General features: G+C 71.5%; 16 protein-coding genes, 3 tRNA genes and 1 pseudogene. 16 read left to right on the top strand and 4 right to left on the bottom strand.

All coding sequences use genetic code 11. The features are described 5' to 3' along the window. Positions 1–31: 31 nt before the first annotated feature. From FS793_RS11675 to FS793_RS11690, 4 genes are all read left to right on the top strand, one after another. Positions 32–1,291, top strand: a complete 1,260-nt coding sequence (locus FS793_RS11675; RefSeq protein WP_144720681.1) for a sugar ABC transporter substrate-binding protein — start codon at positions 32–34, stop codon at positions 1,289–1,291. A gap of 83 nt (positions 1,292–1,374) precedes the next feature. Further along, positions 1,375–2,970, top strand: a complete 1,596-nt coding sequence (locus FS793_RS11680) for an ABC transporter permease subunit (protein ID WP_144720682.1) — start codon at positions 1,375–1,377, stop codon at positions 2,968–2,970. Between the two features lie 15 nt (positions 2,971–2,985). Further along, positions 2,986–3,930 (top strand): sugar ABC transporter permease, encoded by a 945-nt coding sequence (locus FS793_RS11685; protein ID WP_144720683.1) that lies wholly within the window; start codon positions 2,986–2,988, stop codon positions 3,928–3,930. A gap of 750 nt (positions 3,931–4,680) precedes the next feature. After that, a complete protein-coding gene (locus FS793_RS11690) occupies positions 4,681–6,684 on the top strand; it encodes a glycoside hydrolase family 13 protein (protein ID WP_144720684.1) in 2,004 nt (667 codons plus the stop codon). A gap of 290 nt (positions 6,685–6,974) precedes the next feature. Here the strand turns inward: FS793_RS11690 and FS793_RS11695 are convergent, their stop codons facing one another. Next, a complete protein-coding gene (locus FS793_RS11695; RefSeq protein ID WP_144720685.1) occupies positions 6,975–7,973 on the bottom strand; it encodes an epimerase in 999 nt (332 codons plus the stop codon). Positions 7,974–8,091: 118 nt separating this feature from the next. Here FS793_RS11695 and FS793_RS11700 point away from each other — a divergent pair. Both FS793_RS11700 and FS793_RS11705 read left to right on the top strand, forming a co-directional pair. Further along, positions 8,092–8,163, top strand: a tRNA-Thr gene (locus FS793_RS11700). 38 nt (positions 8,164–8,201) lie between these two features. After that, positions 8,202–8,275, top strand: a tRNA-Met gene (locus tag FS793_RS11705). 67 nt (positions 8,276–8,342) lie between these two features. On the opposite strand, the gene FS793_RS11710 is transcribed toward FS793_RS11705, so the two are convergent. Beyond that, positions 8,343–8,783, bottom strand: coding sequence for a hypothetical protein (locus FS793_RS11710; RefSeq protein WP_222123746.1), 441 nt, complete (start codon positions 8,781–8,783; stop codon positions 8,343–8,345). Positions 8,784–8,830: 47 nt separating this feature from the next. Beyond that, positions 8,831–9,058: a hypothetical protein gene (locus tag FS793_RS11715; protein WP_144720687.1), complete on the bottom strand. Its 228-nt coding sequence runs from the start codon at positions 9,056–9,058 to the stop codon at positions 8,831–8,833. 172 nt (positions 9,059–9,230) lie between these two features. On the opposite strand from FS793_RS11715, the gene FS793_RS11720 reads away from it, so the two are divergent. The 5 genes from FS793_RS11720 to FS793_RS11740 all read left to right on the top strand — a co-directional run bounded on the left by FS793_RS11720 (position 9,231) and on the right by FS793_RS11740 (position 12,303). Then, positions 9,231–9,560, top strand: a complete 330-nt coding sequence (locus tag FS793_RS11720; RefSeq protein WP_144720688.1) for a DUF7882 family protein — start codon at positions 9,231–9,233, stop codon at positions 9,558–9,560. 194 nt (positions 9,561–9,754) lie between these two features. Then, positions 9,755–10,201, top strand: a complete 447-nt coding sequence (locus FS793_RS11725; RefSeq protein WP_144720689.1) for an FAS1-like dehydratase domain-containing protein — start codon at positions 9,755–9,757, stop codon at positions 10,199–10,201. Continuing rightward, entirely contained in the window at positions 10,198–10,611 is a 414-nt protein-coding gene (locus tag FS793_RS11730; protein WP_144720690.1) for a MaoC/PaaZ C-terminal domain-containing protein, read from the top strand. The genes FS793_RS11725 and FS793_RS11730 overlap by 4 nt, the downstream gene beginning before the upstream one ends. Beyond that, positions 10,608–11,741: a UDP-N-acetylmuramate dehydrogenase gene (locus FS793_RS11735; protein ID WP_144720691.1), complete on the top strand. Its 1,134-nt coding sequence runs from the start codon at positions 10,608–10,610 to the stop codon at positions 11,739–11,741. Before FS793_RS11730 ends, FS793_RS11735 begins: the two co-directional genes overlap by 4 nt. A gap of 85 nt (positions 11,742–11,826) precedes the next feature. Further along, positions 11,827–12,303 (top strand): SRPBCC domain-containing protein, encoded by a 477-nt coding sequence (locus FS793_RS11740; RefSeq protein ID WP_144720692.1) that lies wholly within the window; start codon positions 11,827–11,829, stop codon positions 12,301–12,303. Positions 12,304–12,355: 52 nt separating this feature from the next. On the opposite strand, the gene FS793_RS11745 is transcribed toward FS793_RS11740, so the two are convergent. Then, positions 12,356–13,546 carry a pyridoxal phosphate-dependent aminotransferase gene (locus tag FS793_RS11745; protein ID WP_440130462.1) on the bottom strand — a complete coding sequence of 397 codons (1,191 nt, stop codon included), beginning with the start codon at positions 13,544–13,546 and terminating at the stop codon, positions 12,356–12,358. Positions 13,547–13,764: 218 nt separating this feature from the next. On the opposite strand from FS793_RS11745, the gene FS793_RS11750 reads away from it, so the two are divergent. The 5 genes and pseudogenes from FS793_RS11750 to rplA all read left to right on the top strand — a co-directional run bounded on the left by FS793_RS11750 (position 13,765) and on the right by rplA (position 16,182). Further along, positions 13,765–13,837 (top strand) — tRNA-Trp (locus FS793_RS11750). Positions 13,838–13,904: 67 nt separating this feature from the next. Then, positions 13,905–14,198 (top strand): preprotein translocase subunit SecE, encoded by a 294-nt coding sequence (gene secE / locus FS793_RS11755; protein ID WP_231945030.1) that lies wholly within the window; start codon positions 13,905–13,907, stop codon positions 14,196–14,198. Positions 14,199–14,341: 143 nt separating this feature from the next. After that, a pseudogene (gene nusG, locus FS793_RS11760) lies at positions 14,342–14,914 on the top strand (transcription termination/antitermination protein NusG); the annotation flags it as partial. A gap of 61 nt (positions 14,915–14,975) precedes the next feature. After that, positions 14,976–15,407 carry a 50S ribosomal protein L11 gene (gene rplK / locus FS793_RS11765; protein ID WP_144720694.1) on the top strand — a complete coding sequence of 144 codons (432 nt, stop codon included), beginning with the start codon at positions 14,976–14,978 and terminating at the stop codon, positions 15,405–15,407. 85 nt (positions 15,408–15,492) lie between these two features. Continuing rightward, entirely contained in the window at positions 15,493–16,182 is a 690-nt protein-coding gene (rplA, locus tag FS793_RS11770) for a 50S ribosomal protein L1 (RefSeq protein WP_144720695.1), read from the top strand. Positions 16,183–16,192 lie beyond the last annotated feature (10 nt).

Raw genomic sequence — 16,192 nt, forward strand, 5'->3', positions numbered from 1 at the left:
GGCACGTGCATTCGAGGATGAGGGGCACGCGATGCGAACCGGCACCACGGGATCCAGGAGGCTGCTGCAGCTCGCAGCGATCGCGGCGACGGGCATGACGCTCGTCGCCTGCTCGGGCGGAGGCGGCGACGCCGACGCCGGCGGCGGCGAGGACGGCGGCACCATCACGGTCTGGATGGACCAGAACCGTGCCGACGCGCTCGGCGACGTCATCGCGTCGTTCGAGGAGGAGTCGGGCACGACCGTCGAGGTCGTCATCAAGGAGTTCGGCGACATCGCCGGCGACTTCGTCACGCAGGCGCCCGGCGGCGAGGGCCCCGACGTCGTGATCGCCCCGCACGACGCGCTCGGCAACCTCGTCTCGAACGGCGTGGTCGCGCCGATCGAGCTCGGGGACGCCTCCGGCGACTTCCAGGACGTGGCGATCGAGGCGATGAGCTACGACGGCTCGGTCTACGGCGTGCCGGTGTCGATCGAGAACCTCGCACTCGTGCGCAACACCGCGCTCGCGCCCGAGGCGCCCGCGACGTGGGACGACCTCGTCGCCACGGGCCAGGCGGCCGTCGCATCCGGCTCGGCGCAGTACCCGCTGCTCGTCGGCCTCGACCCGAACACCGCCGACCCGTACCACCTGTACCCGCTGCAGGCCTCGTACGGCGGCCCGCTGTTCGCGCTCAACGACGATGGCACCTACGACGGCAGCGACCTGCAGATCGGCAACGAGGGCAACCTGCAGTTCGCCGCGCAGCTGCAGCAGTGGGGCGCCGACGGCATCCTCAACCTGTCGATCTCGCAGGACATCGCCAAGGAGCAGTTCGCAGCGGGCGCGAGCCCGTACACGATCACGGGCCCGTGGAGCCTCGCGCAGTTCGACGAGGCCGGCATCGAGTACGCGATCGACCCGATCCCGTCGGCGGGCGGCCAGAGCGCGACGCCGCTCGTCGGCGTGCAGGGCTTCATGCTCTCGTCGTACAGCGAGAACCCCATCGTGGCGACGCAGTTCATCACCGACTACATGGCCTCCGAGGAGGCGCAGACGGCGATCTACGAGGCGGGCGACCGCGCACCGGCGCTGACGGCTGCCTTCGAGGCCATGCCGGCGGACTCGCCCACGGCGGCGTTCGGCGAGATCGGCGCCGACGCCGTGCCGATGCCCAACGTGCCCGAGATGGCGGCGATCTGGGACCAGTGGGGTGCCACCGAGGCGCAGATCATCGGCGGCCAGGGCGACCCGACGCAGCTGTGGACGTCGATGGCCGAGGCCATCCAGTCGACGATCGACGCCGGCTGACGCCGAGCCCCTGGCGGGCGCGGGTCGGGATGCGGTCGCGCACGACCGCATCCCGGCTCCCGCGTCCGCACCGCTGACGACCGATGCGAAGGAGCACGGTGGCTGCACCCGACACGACGGGCCTGAGGAGGCCGCGACGCCTGAGCGGCTCGCTCGGCCTGCTCGCGAAGATCGCGCTGCTCGCGGTCGTCGACGCGATCGCCGTCTTCGCGATCATGCTGCTCGCAGCGCAGGGGAGCTGGATCGTCGTCGCCGTCGTCGCGCTCGTCACGGTCGTCGTGAACGCCGTCTACCTCGTGCCCGGCCGGTTCCTGCCCGCGAAGTACCTCACGCCGGGTCTCGTGCTGCTGGGCATCTTCCAGGTCTTCGTCGTGCTGTTCTCCTGCTACATCGCCTTCACGAACTACGGCTTCGGGCACAACTCGACGAAGGACGACGCGATCTCGCAGCTCATCCAGCAGTCCACGTCGCGCGTCGAGGACTCGCCCGCGTACCGCGTGACGGTGGTCGAGAACCTGTCGGGGCTCGGGCTGCTCGTCACCGACCCCGACGGCGACGTCTCGGTCGGATCGGCCGAGCAGCCGCTGCAGCGGCTCGACGAGGGCCAGGTCGAGACGGAGGCGGGCGTCGCGGTCGCCGCGGACGGCTGGACGACGCTCACGACGGGGCAGATCGTGCAGCGCCAGTCCGACATCGCGAGCCTGCAGGTGCCGTTCTCCGACGATCTCGACGACGGCTTCCTCGTCACCGCCGACGCGCGCAACGCGTACGTGTTCGTGTCGAACCTCTCGTACGACGAGGCGACCGACACGCTCACCGACACCGACACGGGCGTCGTCTACGTCGACGGCGGCGAGGGTGCGTTCGTGTCGCCCGACGGCGAGGAGCTGCGACCCGGCTGGCAGGTGCTCGTCGGCTTCGAGAACTTCGCCTACCCGTTCCAGAGCCAGGCGTTCGGGCAGGCGCTCATCGGCGTCACCATCTGGACGTTCGCCTTCGCGGCGATCTCCGTCGGCCTGTCGTTCCTGCTGGGGCTCGCGCTCGCGGTCACGCTCAACGACCCGCGCCTGCGCGGCCGCAACGTGTACCGGGTGCTCGCGATCCTGCCGTACGCGTTCCCGTCGTTCCTGTCGGCGCTCGTGTGGCTCGGCCTGCTCAACACCGAGTTCGGGTTCGTGAACCAGGTGCTGCTCGGCGGCGCCGCCGTGCCCTGGCTCTCGGATCCGATCATCGCCAAGATCAGCGTCATCCTCGTGAACGTCTGGCTCGGCTTCCCGTACATGTTCCTGGTCTGCACCGGCGCGCTGCAGTCGATCCCCGAGGAGGTGACGGAGGCCGCGACGGTCGACGGCGCGAGGGGATGGGCGATCTTCCGGCTCATCAAGCTGCCGCTGCTGCTCGTGTCGATCGCGCCGCTGCTCATCTCGTCGTTCGCGTTCAACTTCAACAACTTCAACATCATCTACATGCTCACGCGCGGCGGTCCGCGCATCGGCGGCATCGACGAGAACGTCGGACACACCGACCTGCTCATCACGCTCGTCTACAAGGTCGCGTTCGCGGGGCAGGGGGCCGACTACGGCCTCGCCTCGGCGCTCGCGATCATCATCTTCGTCATCGTCGCCGTGATCTCCGCGATCTCGTTCCGGCAGACGAAGGCGCTCGAGGACCTCAACTAGGGACGGCCAGCACCCATGAGCACCACGCCTCCCATCCCCACCGACGCGCCGGCGCAGCAGCGCGCGTCCGACGCCGAGCGCATCGCCCGCCTCCGACAGCCGCGCATGAGGCCGGGCCGGTGGATCGCCGAGATCGGCTGGCGTCACGTCGTCGGCCTCGCCGTGGTCGTCTTCGCCACGTTCCCGCTCGTGTACGTGCTGTCGGCATCCCTCAACCCCACGGGCACGCTCACCGGGTCGAACGTGCTGTTCCGCGAGATCAGCGTCGAGAACTACGTCGAGCTGCTCTCGGACACGCGCCGCCCGTACGCGCGCTGGTTCGTGAACACGATGGTCGTCGGGGTCGTCACGAGCCTCGCGACGGTGTTCCTCGGCGCGCTCGCGGCGTACGCGTTCTCGCGGATGCGGTTCACGGGCCGTCGCGTGGGCCTGCTGAGCCTGCTGCTCGTGCAGATGTTCCCGCAGCTGCTCGCGGTCGTCGCGATCTACCTGCTCATGCAGGGCCTGGGCGACGTCTTCCCGATCCTCGGCCTCGACTCGCTCGCCGGCCTCATCCTCGTGTACCTGGGCGGCGCCCTCGGCGTGAACACGTACCTCATGTACGGGTTCTTCAACACGGTGCCCGCGTCGATCGACGAGGCGGCGAAGATCGACGGCGCCGGACATGCGCGCATCTTCTTCACGATCATCCTGCGGCTCGTCGCACCGATCCTCGCCGTCATCGGCCTGCTGTCGTTCATCGGCACGACGAGCGAGTTCGTCATCTCGTCGGCGCTGCTCACGAGCCCCGACAACCTCACGCTCGCCATCGGCCTGTTCCGGTACGTGTCCGAGGAGACGAGCACGAACTACCCGGTCTTCGCCGCCGGCGCCGTGCTCGCCGCGATCCCGGTCGTGGCCCTCTTCCTCTACCTGCAGCGGTACATCGTCGCCGGACTGACGGCGGGGTCGGTGAAGTAGGGACGCGACGCGTTCCGCGCCGTCGGCGTCCGCGGCGCATCCCGGCGTTCCGGTGCCCGCCGTCCTCCACTGTCTCGCGGTGCGCCGTGCCGGGCTGCGAAGGCGTTGCGCGGTCCGCCGACACGCGACGCGTTCCGCTTCCTCGCCGTCCACGCCGCATCCCGGCGTTCGGGTGCCCGCCGTCCTCCACCGTCGTGCGGTGCGCCGTGCTGGGCTGCGAGGGCGCCTCGCGGTCCGCCGACACGCGACGCGTTCCGCGCCGTCGGCGTCCGCGGCGCATCCCGGCGTTCCGGTGCCCGCCGTCCTCCACCGTCGTGCGGTGCGCCGTGCTGGGCTGCGAGGACGCCGTGCGGTCCGCCGACACGCGACGCGTTCCGCTTCCTCGCCGTCCACGCCGCATCCCGGCGTTCGGGTGCCCGCCGTCCTCCGCCGTACCGCGGTGCGCCGTGCCGGGCTGCGAGGGCGCCTCGCGGTCCGCCGACGCGCGACGCGTTCTGCGCCGTCGGCGTCCGCGGCGCATCTCGGCGTTCCGGTGCCCGCCGTCCTCCGCCGTACCGCGGTGCGCCGTGCTGGTCTGCGAGGGCGCCGTGCGGTCCGCCGACACGCGACGCGTGCAGCTCGCAGGCGAGGCCTCTTCCCGAGTGCGTCCCCGCTTCCAAGACCGCTCCTCGAGGTGCGAGCGAAGCGAGCCTCGAGAGGTCCCTCCCGAAGACCTCAGCGGCACCCCACCGATCGCCTACCGTTGATCGCATGCTCGCGCCCCACCACGACGGCTCGCCGCTGCACGTCTCGACCCAGCATCCGCAGCTCGGGGACGCCGTGCGGCTGCGGCTGCGCATCCCGGTCACGCACGAGGAGCCGCTCGAGGTGCTCGTGCGCTCGAACCCCGACCGCGAGCCGTTCTTCAACAAGGCGGTGCACGTCGGCCGCGTCGACGGCTGGGACTGGTGGGAGGCCGAGGTGCTCGTCGCCAACCCGCTGCACCGCTACCGCTGGCTCGTGCACTACGCGTCGGGCCTCACCGAGTGGCTGAACCAGGAGGGCGTGCATCGCATCGAGACGCGCGACGACAGCGACTTCGCGCTCGTCGCGCACCCGGCGCCGCCCGCGTGGGCGGGCGACGGCATCCTGTACCAGGTGTTCCCCGACCGGTTCGGTCGGTCGGCGGATGCGGACGCTCGCCCCGTGCCCGACTGGGCGGTGCCGGCCGCGTGGGGCGACCCTGTGGTGCCGTACGGCCCCGAGGTGTCGACGCAGTGGTTCGGCGGCGACCTCGCGGGCGTCGAGGAGCATCTCGACCACATCGTCGACCTGGGCGCGACGATCCTGTACCTGACGCCCGTCTTCCCCGCGCGCTCGAACCACCGGTACGACGCGTCGACGTTCGATCACGTCGACCCTCTGCTCGGCGGCGATGAGGCGCTCGTCTCGCTCGTGCGCGCCGCGCACGCGCGCGGCCTCAAGGTCATCGGCGACCTCACGTCGAACCACTCGGGCGACGCCCACGAGTGGTTCCGCGCCGCGCATCGCACGCCCGAGGCGCCCGAGAGCGACTTCTACTACTTCCTCGACGACGCGAACGAGACGTACGCGTCGTGGCTGGGGCACGCATCCCTGCCGAAGTTCGACTGGTCGAGCCGCGAGCTGCGACGCCGCTTCATCGAGGGGCCTGACTCGGTCGTCGCCCGCTACCTGCAGGAGCCGTTCGGCCTCGACGGGTGGCGCATCGACGTCGCGAACATGACCGGCCGTCTCGGCGCCGCCGACCACAACGCCGAGGTGCGCCGCACCATCCGCCAGACGATGGTCGACGTCGACCCCGACACGCTGCTGCTCGGCGAGTCGACGAACGACGCGACCGACGACTTCCAGGGCGACGCGTGGCACGGGGCCATGACGTACGCGGCCTTCACGCGCCCCGTGTGGGGCTGGCTGTCGGTGCCCGGATCGGCGGCGTTCGGCGGCCTCGGCATGGCGCGCTCGGTCATCCCCTCGTACACGGGCACCGACGTGCACGCGCAGCACGTGCGCTTCACCGCCGGCATCCCGTGGCGCACGCGCCTCCACACCATGCAGGCGCTCGACACCCACGACACCCCGCGCTTCGCGACGAACGCGCTGCCGGGCGCGCACCCCGTGGCGCTGGGCATGTCGGTGACGCTGCCCGGCATCCCCGTCGTGTGGGCGGGCGACGAGCTGGGGCTCACGGGCACGAACGGCGAGGAGTCGCGCACGCCGATGCCGTGGGGATCGCTCGACGAGCACGCATCCGACCTCGAGCGATACCGAGCGCTGCTGGGCCTGCGTCGCGACCACGTGGCGCTGCGCTCGGGTGGCATGCGCTGGCTGCACGTCGCCGACGAGGTGCTCGTGTACGTGCGCGAGGCCGAGCAGGGCTCGGTGCTCGCGGTCGCGTCGCGCGGCTTCTTCGACGTCGTGCTCGACGAGGGCTCGCTGCATCTGCACGGCGCCGACCCGCAGCTGCTGTGGGGCGAGGGCCGGGCGGATGCGTTCGGTCGCGGCGGCGTGCGCCTGACGGGCTCGGGTCCGTCGTTCTCGGCGTGGTCGCTGCCCGGCGTGCCCGTGCCCGTGCCGTCGACCGATGCGATCGCCGCCGAGGACGCCGCGCTGCTCGAGAACGCCGCCCAGGATGCCGCCCTCGTCGCCGGCGTGCAGGGCGCCGAGTCGACCGAGACGGCGGCGTGGGGTCACGAGCTGCCGCCCGAGCCGGGCGCCGGCCAGCCGCAGTCCTGACGCGCCGGCGACCGCCCGGTCGATCGGCCGCCCTCTCCGTCGATTGGCCACTTCCTGCGATCGATTGGCCACTTCTTGCGGTGATTGGCCACCTTCTGCGATCGATTGGCCACTTCTTGCGGTCATTGGCCACGATCTGCGGTGGCGCGCCGCTCATTGGTCCACAACTGGACCAATCGATGCCCGCCCAGGCGTCACCGAGGATCGATTGGCCACGATCTGCGGTGGCGCGCCGCTCATTGGTCCACAAGTGGACCAATCGACGCCCGACGAGGCTGGGCGACCGGGCCTCAGCGCGCCCGCATGCCCGCCCACACGTCGGCGAGGGCACCGCGCAGCGTCGGATGCCGGAACACGTAGCCGGTCTCCGTCAGCACGCCCGGCAGCACCCACCGCGACTTCAGCACGAGCTCGCTCTCGGTCTGCAGCACCGCCATCGCCGGCTCGAGCATGAAGCGCCACGCGGGCATCCCGATCGGCATCCCGACGGTCTGGCGCAGCAGGCGCATGAGCTCGGCGTTCGTCACGGGGTCGGGCGCGGCCATGTTCACGGGGCCGTCGATCTCGGGATGCGCCTCGACGTGCGCGATGGCCCCGACGACGTCGTCGACGTGGATCCACGAGAACCGCTGCCGCCCTCCCGTGCCGCGACCGGCCGACGGAGCCTTCGCTGCCGGGTCGTCCTTCGAGACCCCGATGCCGCGGTAGCGCGTGTGCGGGATCCACGGCCCGTCGAACTGCGTGCCGCCGATGCCGAGCCGCGCGAGCCGGAACAGCATCTGCGACGCCGGCCCCTCGGCCCCGAGCGCGATCGTGATGCGCATGGGCACACGCCGCGTCGCGGGCAGGTCCTCCTCGGCGAGCGCCGCCTCCCATGCACGCGCCACGTCCTCCGAGAACCCCTTCTCGCCCGCGGGGTCGGCCTCGGTGTGCGGGCGGTCGGTCGTGTGCGAGTAGGTGGTGGCGGTGGATGCGTTCATCCACAGCGGCGGGGGAGCGGTGGCGGATGCGATCGCGGCGCCGAGCTCGCGGGTCGTGTCGACGCGGGAGTCGAGGATCTCGGCGCGGTTCGCGTCGGTGTAGCGGCAGTTCACCGAGCGGCCCGCGAGGTTCACGACGAGCGAGGCGCCGTCGACGAGCCTCGCGACGCCCGACCGGTCGCCCCAGCGTGCGTCGGCCGACGATCCGCGTCCGATGGTCGCGACCTCGCGCCCCTCCGACGCCATGCGGGCCGCGATGGCCTGGCCGATGAATCCGGATCCTCCAGCGAGCACGACGCGTCCTGACATGCCTCCACTCTGTCGTGCGCGACGGCACGCCGGGAGCCCCTCGCCGACGTGACGCGAGCCCCCTGCCCGGTGCTATGATCGTCCGGTTGCCTGCGGCGCTCTCGCGCGGCTCGGCTTCGCCCCGATAGCTCAGTGGTAGAGCACTTCCATGGTAAGGAAGGGGTCGCGAGTTCAATCCTCGCTCGGGGCTCGCTCCTGCTTGACGCCTCGTGCTCGGGCGGGCGCAGCGGCGGGGTAGCTCAGCTGGTCAGAGCGCACGACTCATAATCGTGAGGTCGCGGGTTCGAGCCCCGCCCTCGCTACAGCCGCTTCGATGGGCCCGGTCACCGCGTGGTGCCGGGCCCTTCTGCATCCCCGCTGCGCATCGGGTCACGAGGGCGAGGGATCGTCGTCGAAGCGGCGCCGCACCCGAGCGGCCTCGTCGGCGTCGAGTCGCCAGTGGCTGCCGTGGCGGTGCGCGAAGTCCGGACCGCCATCGTCGGGCTCGCGCAGGAAGGCGCGGACGCGACTGGGCCCGCCGTGCCCGAGCTCGGCGGCGAGGCTCGATGGCGTGTCGCGTCCGGGATGCCGCGGCGTGACTGCGCCGTCGCGTCGAGCCGCGCGGTCTCGCCGCGCCCGCCGGAAGCCGGTGGAGACGTGCCGGATGCCGTGCAGCTCGAGCAGGTCGGCGTCGATCGAGGCGACCAGATGGTGCACGAGCGGCACGTCGAGCGTCTGCATCGAGGCGCCGGCGATGGCGCCTGTCGAGGCGAACTCGCCGTGCAGCCGTTCGACGTCGTCGACCTCGAAGGTGAGCGCGACGTGCACCACGTGCCTCGTCGGCACCCGCTGAGGCGCTCGGCCCTGCTCGGTCGCCGTCATCGACGCCCCGTCGCGGCGGCGAGGACGACGAGGGCGACGCCGGCGAGCGCGATCGATCCCGCGAGGGCCAGCACGATGCGCGGATGCTCGCGTCGCAGCTCGGCGAGCGGGGCGCCGACCGGCGCGATCGCGCCGCCGGCGTCGAGGCGGTGCACCTCGCTCTCGGGACCGGGGGCGGGCTCGTCGACCTGCGCCTGCGCGTCATGCTCGGTCGGGTCGCTCATGCGTGCCGCCTTCGGCTCGTGGTGACGGTCCACGGTCCTCGCGTCAGGAGGTCGACGCCAGCGCTGGACTTCGCCGCTGCACGAGCGCACGCGCGCTCGCTCGCGCGTAGCACCATGCGGCCGTCGTCGACGCGGTCGCATCCCACGGCCGCATGCCCCATACGGTTCGAGCATGGGGCAGCTGGTCTACGGATCGACCGAGTACGAGTTCGACGACCGCACGCTCGCGCACCTCGAGGTCGTGGTGGTCGCGAAGTTCCGCAGGCGGGAGGCGTTCATGGTGTCGTGGACGACGCCCGCCCCCGAGGACGCCCGCATCGAGCTCTGGCTGTCTCCCGGCAACCCGCTGCAGCTGCGCTACGCAGGGTCCCGCTCCCCGCTGCTGAGTCAGTCGTGGGTGCAGGCGATGATGGACATGGCGGGCACGCTCCGCGGCCTGCGGCTGATCGGCGAGGCCCAGGCGGTGCGCGAGGCGAGCATGCCCCCGGCCTGGCAGCACTGACGCGGCCCCGAGGGCGGTCGGAGCCGGGCCCCTGGGCTCGCGAGGTGCGATGGCGATGCGCGTCGCTGGCGCGCCCGCCGCTCGAGGGAGCATTCCCATCCAGCCGTGGGATCGCCTGCGATGCGCGATCCCGAGGCCCCTTGCGACCGACCGCATCCGTCGCCCCATCCACCCCGCTTCGGTAGGCTCGCAGCGTGCCTGTCGCCCCTGATCTGTCCGGGCGCACCTACCCGCCGACCGCACCGTATGCGGTCGGTCGCGAGAAGGTGCGCGAGTTCGCCGCAGCCGTCGGAGCGACGCATCCCGTGCACCATGACGTCGAGGCCGCCCGCGCAGCCGGCTACGCCGACGTCGTCGCCCCTCCGACGTTCGCGATCGTCGTCTCGCAGCGCGGCCTCGACCAGCTGCTCGCCGACGACAGCGCGGGCATCGAGCTGTCGCGCGTCGTGCACGGCGACCAGCGCTTCACGATCGAGCGCCCCATCGTCGCCGGCGACGAGCTGCAGGTCGCGTTCGGCGTGACGAACGTGCGCGCCCTCGGCGGCAACGCCATGGTGTCGACCGAGGCGAGGATCACGGACGCCGACGGCGCGCTCGTCGCGACCGCGTCCTCGAGCCTCGTGGTGGGAGCGGACGCATGAGCGCGACGGACCTCGAGGTCGGCCAGGTCGTCGCGACCCGTGACATCCACCTCTCGCGCGAGTCGCTCGTGCGGTACGCGGGAGCATCGGGCGACTTCAATCCGATCCACTACCGCGACGACGTCGCGACGGCAGTCGGGCTGCCCGGCGTGCTCGCGCACGGCATGCTCACGATGGGACAGGCCGTGCAGCCCGTCGTCGACTGGCTCGGCGACCCCGGCCGCGTCGTCGACTACCAGGTGCGCTTCACGCGCCCCGTCGTCGTCGACGCCGATGCGGGCGCCGACGTGACCGTCGAGGCGAAGGTCGGGCAGCTGCCCGGCGACGGCACGGCACGCATCGACCTGACCGTGTCGTTCGGCGGGCAGACGGTGCTCGCCAAGGCGCAGGTCGTGGTGCGCCTGCCATGAGGTTCGCGGATGCGACGACGATGCGCGTCGGTGGCGAGGCCGACCGCTGGGTCGACGCGTCCACGCGCGAGGAGGCCGTCGAGGCCTACCTCGCGCTGATCGCCGACGACGAGCCGCACGTGCTGCTCGGCGGCGGCTCGAACACCGTCGCCTCCGACGAGCCCTTCGAGGGCACGGTGCTGCGCATGCGCACGTCGGGCGTCGAGGTGCTGCCGGCTGCGGCGCGCCGCGAGCGACCGGCGGGCGACGAGGAGCCCGACGACGCATCCATCGTGGTCCGCGTCGAGGCAGGGGAGTCGTGGGAGGCGCTCGTCGAGCGCACCGTCGCCGAGGGCTGGGCGGGCATCGAGGCGCTGAGCGGCATCCCCGGCTCGGTCGGCGCCGCCCCCATCCAGAACATCGGCGCGTACGGGCAGGAGCTCGGCGCGTGCCTCGTCGGCATCGACCTGCTCGACGCCGACTCGCGCGAGGTGCGGCACGTGCCCGCGTCGCAGCTGCGGCTCGGCTACCGCGACTCGGCGCTGAAGCGCGGCGACCTGCAGGGCCTCGTGCTCTCGGTCGACCTGCGGCTGCGACGGTCCGCGGATGCGCTGAGCCAGCCGATCGCCTACGGCCAGCTCGCGCAGGCGCTCGGCGTCGACCTCGGCCGCCGCGTGCCGCTCGACGCCGTGCGCGAGACCGTGCTCGCGCTGCGGTCGTCGAAGGGCATGGTGCTCTCCGACGACCCCGACTCGGTGTCGGCGGGCTCGTTCTTCACGAACCCGATCGTCTCGGGGCGCTTCGCCGCGCAGCTGCCCGAGGACGCGCCGCGCTGGTCGACGACCCCCGAGGCGACCGCGACGATCGTGCCGCTCGACGCCGACACCCGCATCCCCGTGCGCGAGCCCGTCGAGTCGCGCGTGAAGCTCTCGGCGGCATGGCTCATCGAGCGCGCCGGCATCCGCAAGGGCTACGCGCTGCCCCACTCGCGGGCGGCGATCTCGTCGAAGCACACCCTCGCCATCACGAACCGCGGCGGTGCGACGGGCGAGCAGGTCGCCGACCTCGCCCGCTTCGTGCAGACGCGCGTGGAGTCCGAGCTCGGCGTGCACCTCGTGCCGGAGCCCGTGCTCGTCAGCCTCGAGGTCTGACGGCCCGACGTCCGGCGCATCGAGGTCGCACGGCCGGCGCGCAACGCCTTGCGCCCGGCGCCGCCTTCGAGGAACGTGGAGCGCCATGGATGCCGCAGACGCCGACCGACCGACCGCCGACGACGCGACGACCGACGGCGAGCGCGCAGCGCCGCCGCACTCCCACGATCACCTCGAGCTGCACGTCTCGCGATCCCGGGCCTTCGACGCCTACCTGCGCGACCTGGGCTCCTGGTGGCTGCACGGCCGCGCCCCCCGCTCCGACCTGCACGTCGAGCAGCATGCGGGCGGCTCGATCGTCGAGCACGCGTCGGGCGTCGACGAGCGTCCGTGGGGCGAGGTGCACGAGATCGAGCCGGGCCGCCGCGTGCGGCACTCGTATCGCTACGCCGGCGAGCGATCCGCGGTCGTGACGGCCGAGTTCCACGACGGCGACCACGGCGGCGCGACCATCGACCTGCACCACGAGCCGTGGGAGGGCAGCGACGAGGATCGCGCCGCCCTGCAGGGCGCATGGACCGACGCGCTGCGCCGCCTCGAGGCGATCGCCAGCGCCGTCTGAGTCGAGGTCTTCGGCCCGATGCGACCTCACATCGGGCCGGAGACCTCGACTCCTAGGCGAAGAGGCGCTGCAGGCGCTGGATGCCCTCGAGCAGCGGGGCGTCGCCCAGCGCGTACGAGAAGCGCAGGTAGCCGGAGGGGCCGAACGCCTCGCCGGGCACGGCGGCGACCTCGGCGTGCTCGAGCATGAGGTCGGCGAGCTCGAGCGATGACGTGGGCGTCGAGCCCGCCCACTCGCGACCGAGCAGGCCCTGCACGTCGGCGTACACGTAGAACGCGCCCTCGGGCGTCGGCACGGTGACGCCGTCGATCCTCGACAGCTCCGACACCGCGAGGCGGCGGCGACGGTCGAACGCGACGCGCATCTCCTCGACCGCGTCCTGCGGCCCCGTCAGCGCCTCGAGCGCGGCCTTCTGCGCGACGTTGTTCACGTTCGACGTCAGGTGCGACTGCAGGTTGGCGGCGGCGGCGATCGCATCCTTCGGACCGACCATCCAGCCGAGGCGCCAACCCGTCATGGCGTACGTCTTCGCGACGCCGTTCACGAGGATCGTGCGGTCGGCGAGCGCGGGCACGGCCTCGGTGATCGACACGGCGCGCACGCCGTCGTAGGTGAGGTTCTGGTAGATCTCGTCGCTGACCACCCACAGGCCGCATCGCTCGGCCCACTCGCCGATCGCGCGCACCTCGTCGGGCGAGTACACGGCCCCGGTGGGGTTCGACGGGCTCACGAACAGCAGCGCCTTCGTCTTCGGCGTGCGGGCCGCCTCGAGCTGCTCGACCGTGACCTTGTAGCCCTGGTCGGCGCCTGCGAACACGTCGACCTGGCTCGCGCCCGTGAGCGCGATGGCCTCGGGGTAGGTCGTCCAGTACGGCGTGGGCACGAGCACCTCGTCGCCCGGGTCGAGGATGACCTGGAACGCCTGGTAGACGGCCTGCTTGCCGCCGTTCGTCACGACGACCTGGCTCGCGTCGACCTGGGTGCCCGAGTCGCGCAGCGTCTTCGCGGCGATCGCCTCGCGCAGGTCGGGCAGGCCGACCGCGGGCGTGTAGCGGTGGCTCGCCGGGTCGAGCACGGCGCGGGATGCCGCCTCGACGACGTTCGCGGGCGTGGGGAAGTCGGGCTCGCCCGCCGCGTACGAGATCACGTCTCGGCCCTGCGCCTTGAGGGCCTTGGCCTTGGCGTCGACCTTGAGGGTCGCGGACTCGTTGATGGCGGCGATGCGCTGGGAGATGCGGCTCACGAGTCCCAAGGCTAGCCATCTGCGGATGCGCTCACGAGGGCCGCGCCGCGACGACTGGCGGCGGCACGCCGACGGACGCGGCGTCAGGTGGACAGCACGCGGGGAAGCCACGTATGCTGGACCCTTGGTGGTTGACATCCGCCATGATCTCGCGCGCCCTTCGGCGCACGATCCATCCGCGAGGAGGGTCGGAGCGTCATGGAGTCGATCACCCGCCGAGGGCGGTGGCTCAATTGGTAGAGCAGCGGTCTCCAAAACCGCAGGTTGCAGGTTCGAGTCCTGTCCGCCCTGCTCGGCTCGTCACTCGACGGGCATCGAGGCCCCGCGAGGGGCCTCGATCAGAAGAAGAAGGGTCCCCGTGGCACAGAACGCGATCGACGAGCAGCGCCCGTCGACGAAGCGCCCGCGCCGAGCCAACCCCTTCGCAGCGATCGGCCGCTTCTTCGGCGGCATCGTCCTGTTCCTCAAGCAGGTGATGGACGAGCTGCGCAAGGTGGTGACGCCGACGTGGCGCGAGCTCCTGGGCTACACGCTCGTGGTGCTGGTGTTCGTCGTCATCATGATGGCGCTCGTCACGGGGCTCGACCAGGTCTTCGGCCGCCTCGTGCGGTGGGTCTTCGCCGGCGTCTCGCCGCTCGAGGAACTGGGCTGAGGATCGACGGGGGAGAGAACGACATGAGCGACGCCAACGACATCGACCGCAACCTGCAGACCGCGCTCGACGACATCGCACCGACGCCCAAGGACGAGGCGGCGGAGCCCGCCGTCGACCCGTACGCGGAGTTCAAGCGCGACCTGCGCCTCCGCCCCGGCAAGTGGTACGTCATCCACTCGTACGCCGGCTACGAGAAGAAGGTCAAGGCGAACATCGCCTCGCGCGCCGAGAACATGCAGGTCGACGGCGTGTACGAGATCCAGGTCCCGACCGAGGACGTGCTCGAGGTCAAGAACGGCGTCGGCAAGCGCGTGAACCGCGTGCGCGTGCCCGGCTACGTGCTCGTGCGCATGGACCTCAACGAGGACACCTGGTCGATCGTGCGCCACACGCCCGGCGTCACGGGCTTCGTGGGCAACGCCCACAACCCGGCACCGCTGCGCTTCAACGAGGCGTTCACGATGCTGAAGCCCATCGCCGACGCCGAGCTCGCCGAGCAGCAGCAGGGCGCTCCGCAGCAGGAGCGCACCGTCGTCACCGACGTCGACTACGAGGTCGGCGAGACCATCACGATCACCGAGGGCTCGTTCGCGGGCTTCCCCGGCACCATCTCCGAGATCCAGCCCGCCTCGGGCAAGCTCACGGTGCTCGTCAGCCTCTTCGAGCGCGAGACGCCCGTCGAGCTGGGCTTCGGACAGGTCACCAAGCTCTAAGCCCCCGCCAGGGCTGGGATGCCGGCCCGAGGGCCGGCGAGAAGACGAAGAAGGAAGAGACATGGCACCCAAGAAGAAGGTCACGGGTCTGATCAAGCTCCAGATCCAGGCCGGCGCCGCCAACCCCGCGCCCCCGGTCGGTCCGGCGCTCGGCCAGCACGGCGTGAACATCATGGAGTTCTGCAAGGCGTACAACGCCGCGACGGAGTCGCAGCGCGGCAACGTCATCCCCGTCGAGATCACGGTGTACGAGGACCGCTCGTTCGACTTCGTGCTCAAGACGCCGCCGGCTGCAGAGCTCATCAAGAAGGCTGCAGGCGTGAAGAAGGGCTCGGGCGTCCCGCACACCGAGAAGGTGGGCAAGCTCACCGACGCACAGGTCGCCGAGATCGCGGAGCAGAAGATGCCCGACCTCAACGCCAACGACCTCGACGGCGCGAAGCTCATCATCGCGGGCACCGCTCGCTCGATGGGCATCACGGTCGAGGGCTGACCAGCAGCATCATCACCGGGGCATGAGCCCCACCAGTGGGAGCGCCTGCCAGGCGCGCACCGCGAATCTCTGAAGGAGAACGAACATGGCACAGAAGTCCAAGGCGTACCGCGCCGCGGCAGCGAAGATCGAGGCTGACCGCTTCTACACCCCGGAGGAGGCCGTCGCGATCGCTCGCGAGTCGGGCTCCGCCAAGACCGACTCCACCGTCGAGGTGGCGCTCAAGCTCGGCGTCGACCCGCGCAAGGCCGACCAGATGGTCCGCGGCACCGTGTCCCTTCCTCACGGCACCGGCAAGACCCAGCGCGTCATCGTCTTCGCGCAGGGTGCGGCAGCGCAGGCAGCCCTCGACGCGGGCGCCGACGAGGTCGGCTCCGACGAGCTCATCGAGAAGGTGGCCGCCGGCTACACGGCGTTCGACGCCGCCGTCGCGAGCCCCGAGCTCATGGGCAAGGTCGGCCGTCTCGGCAAGGTGCTCGGTCCCCGTGGCCTCATGCCCAACCCCCGCACCGGCACCGTGACGCCCGACGTCGCGAAGGCCGTCACGGACATCAAGGGTGGCCGCATCGAGTTCCGCGTCGACAAGCACGCCAACGTGCACTTCGTCGTCGGCAAGGCATCGTTCACCGAGGAGCAGCTGTCGGAGAACATCCGCGCCGCGCTCGACGAGATCGTGCGCCTCAAGCCGTCGTCGTCGAAGGGCCGCTACGTCATGAAGGCCGCCGTCTCGACGACCTTCGGCCCCGGCATCCCCGTGGACGTCGCGACCGTCTGACGCACCGCGT

Origin of the sequence: Agrococcus jejuensis, from assembly GCF_007679035.1 — a bacterium.
GTDB lineage: Bacteria > Actinomycetota > Actinomycetes > Actinomycetales > Microbacteriaceae > Agrococcus > Agrococcus jejuensis_A.

What these genes read in the sequence shown, in the direction of transcription:
- FS793_RS11675 (WP_144720681.1), top strand. Translation starts at nt 32, where the DNA reads ATGCGAACCGGCACCACGGGATCCAGGAGGCTGCTGCAGCTCGCAGCG.
- FS793_RS11680 (WP_144720682.1), top strand. Translation starts at nt 1,375, where the DNA reads ATGCGAAGGAGCACGGTGGCTGCACCCGACACGACGGGCCTGAGGAGG.
- FS793_RS11685 (WP_144720683.1), top strand. Translation starts at nt 2,986, where the DNA reads ATGAGCACCACGCCTCCCATCCCCACCGACGCGCCGGCGCAGCAGCGC.
- FS793_RS11690 (WP_144720684.1), top strand. Translation starts at nt 4,681, where the DNA reads ATGCTCGCGCCCCACCACGACGGCTCGCCGCTGCACGTCTCGACCCAG.
- FS793_RS11695 (WP_144720685.1), bottom strand. Translation starts at nt 7,973, where the DNA reads ATGTCAGGACGCGTCGTGCTCGCTGGAGGATCCGGATTCATCGGCCAG.
- FS793_RS11715 (WP_144720687.1), bottom strand. Translation starts at nt 9,058, where the DNA reads ATGAGCGACCCGACCGAGCATGACGCGCAGGCGCAGGTCGACGAGCCC.
- FS793_RS11720 (WP_144720688.1), top strand. Translation starts at nt 9,231, where the DNA reads ATGGGGCAGCTGGTCTACGGATCGACCGAGTACGAGTTCGACGACCGC.
- FS793_RS11730 (WP_144720690.1), top strand. Translation starts at nt 10,198, where the DNA reads ATGAGCGCGACGGACCTCGAGGTCGGCCAGGTCGTCGCGACCCGTGAC.
- FS793_RS11735 (WP_144720691.1), top strand. Translation starts at nt 10,608, where the DNA reads ATGAGGTTCGCGGATGCGACGACGATGCGCGTCGGTGGCGAGGCCGAC.
- FS793_RS11740 (WP_144720692.1), top strand. Translation starts at nt 11,827, where the DNA reads ATGGATGCCGCAGACGCCGACCGACCGACCGCCGACGACGCGACGACC.
- rplK (WP_144720694.1), top strand. Translation starts at nt 14,976, where the DNA reads ATGGCACCCAAGAAGAAGGTCACGGGTCTGATCAAGCTCCAGATCCAG.
- rplA (WP_144720695.1), top strand. Translation starts at nt 15,493, where the DNA reads ATGGCACAGAAGTCCAAGGCGTACCGCGCCGCGGCAGCGAAGATCGAG.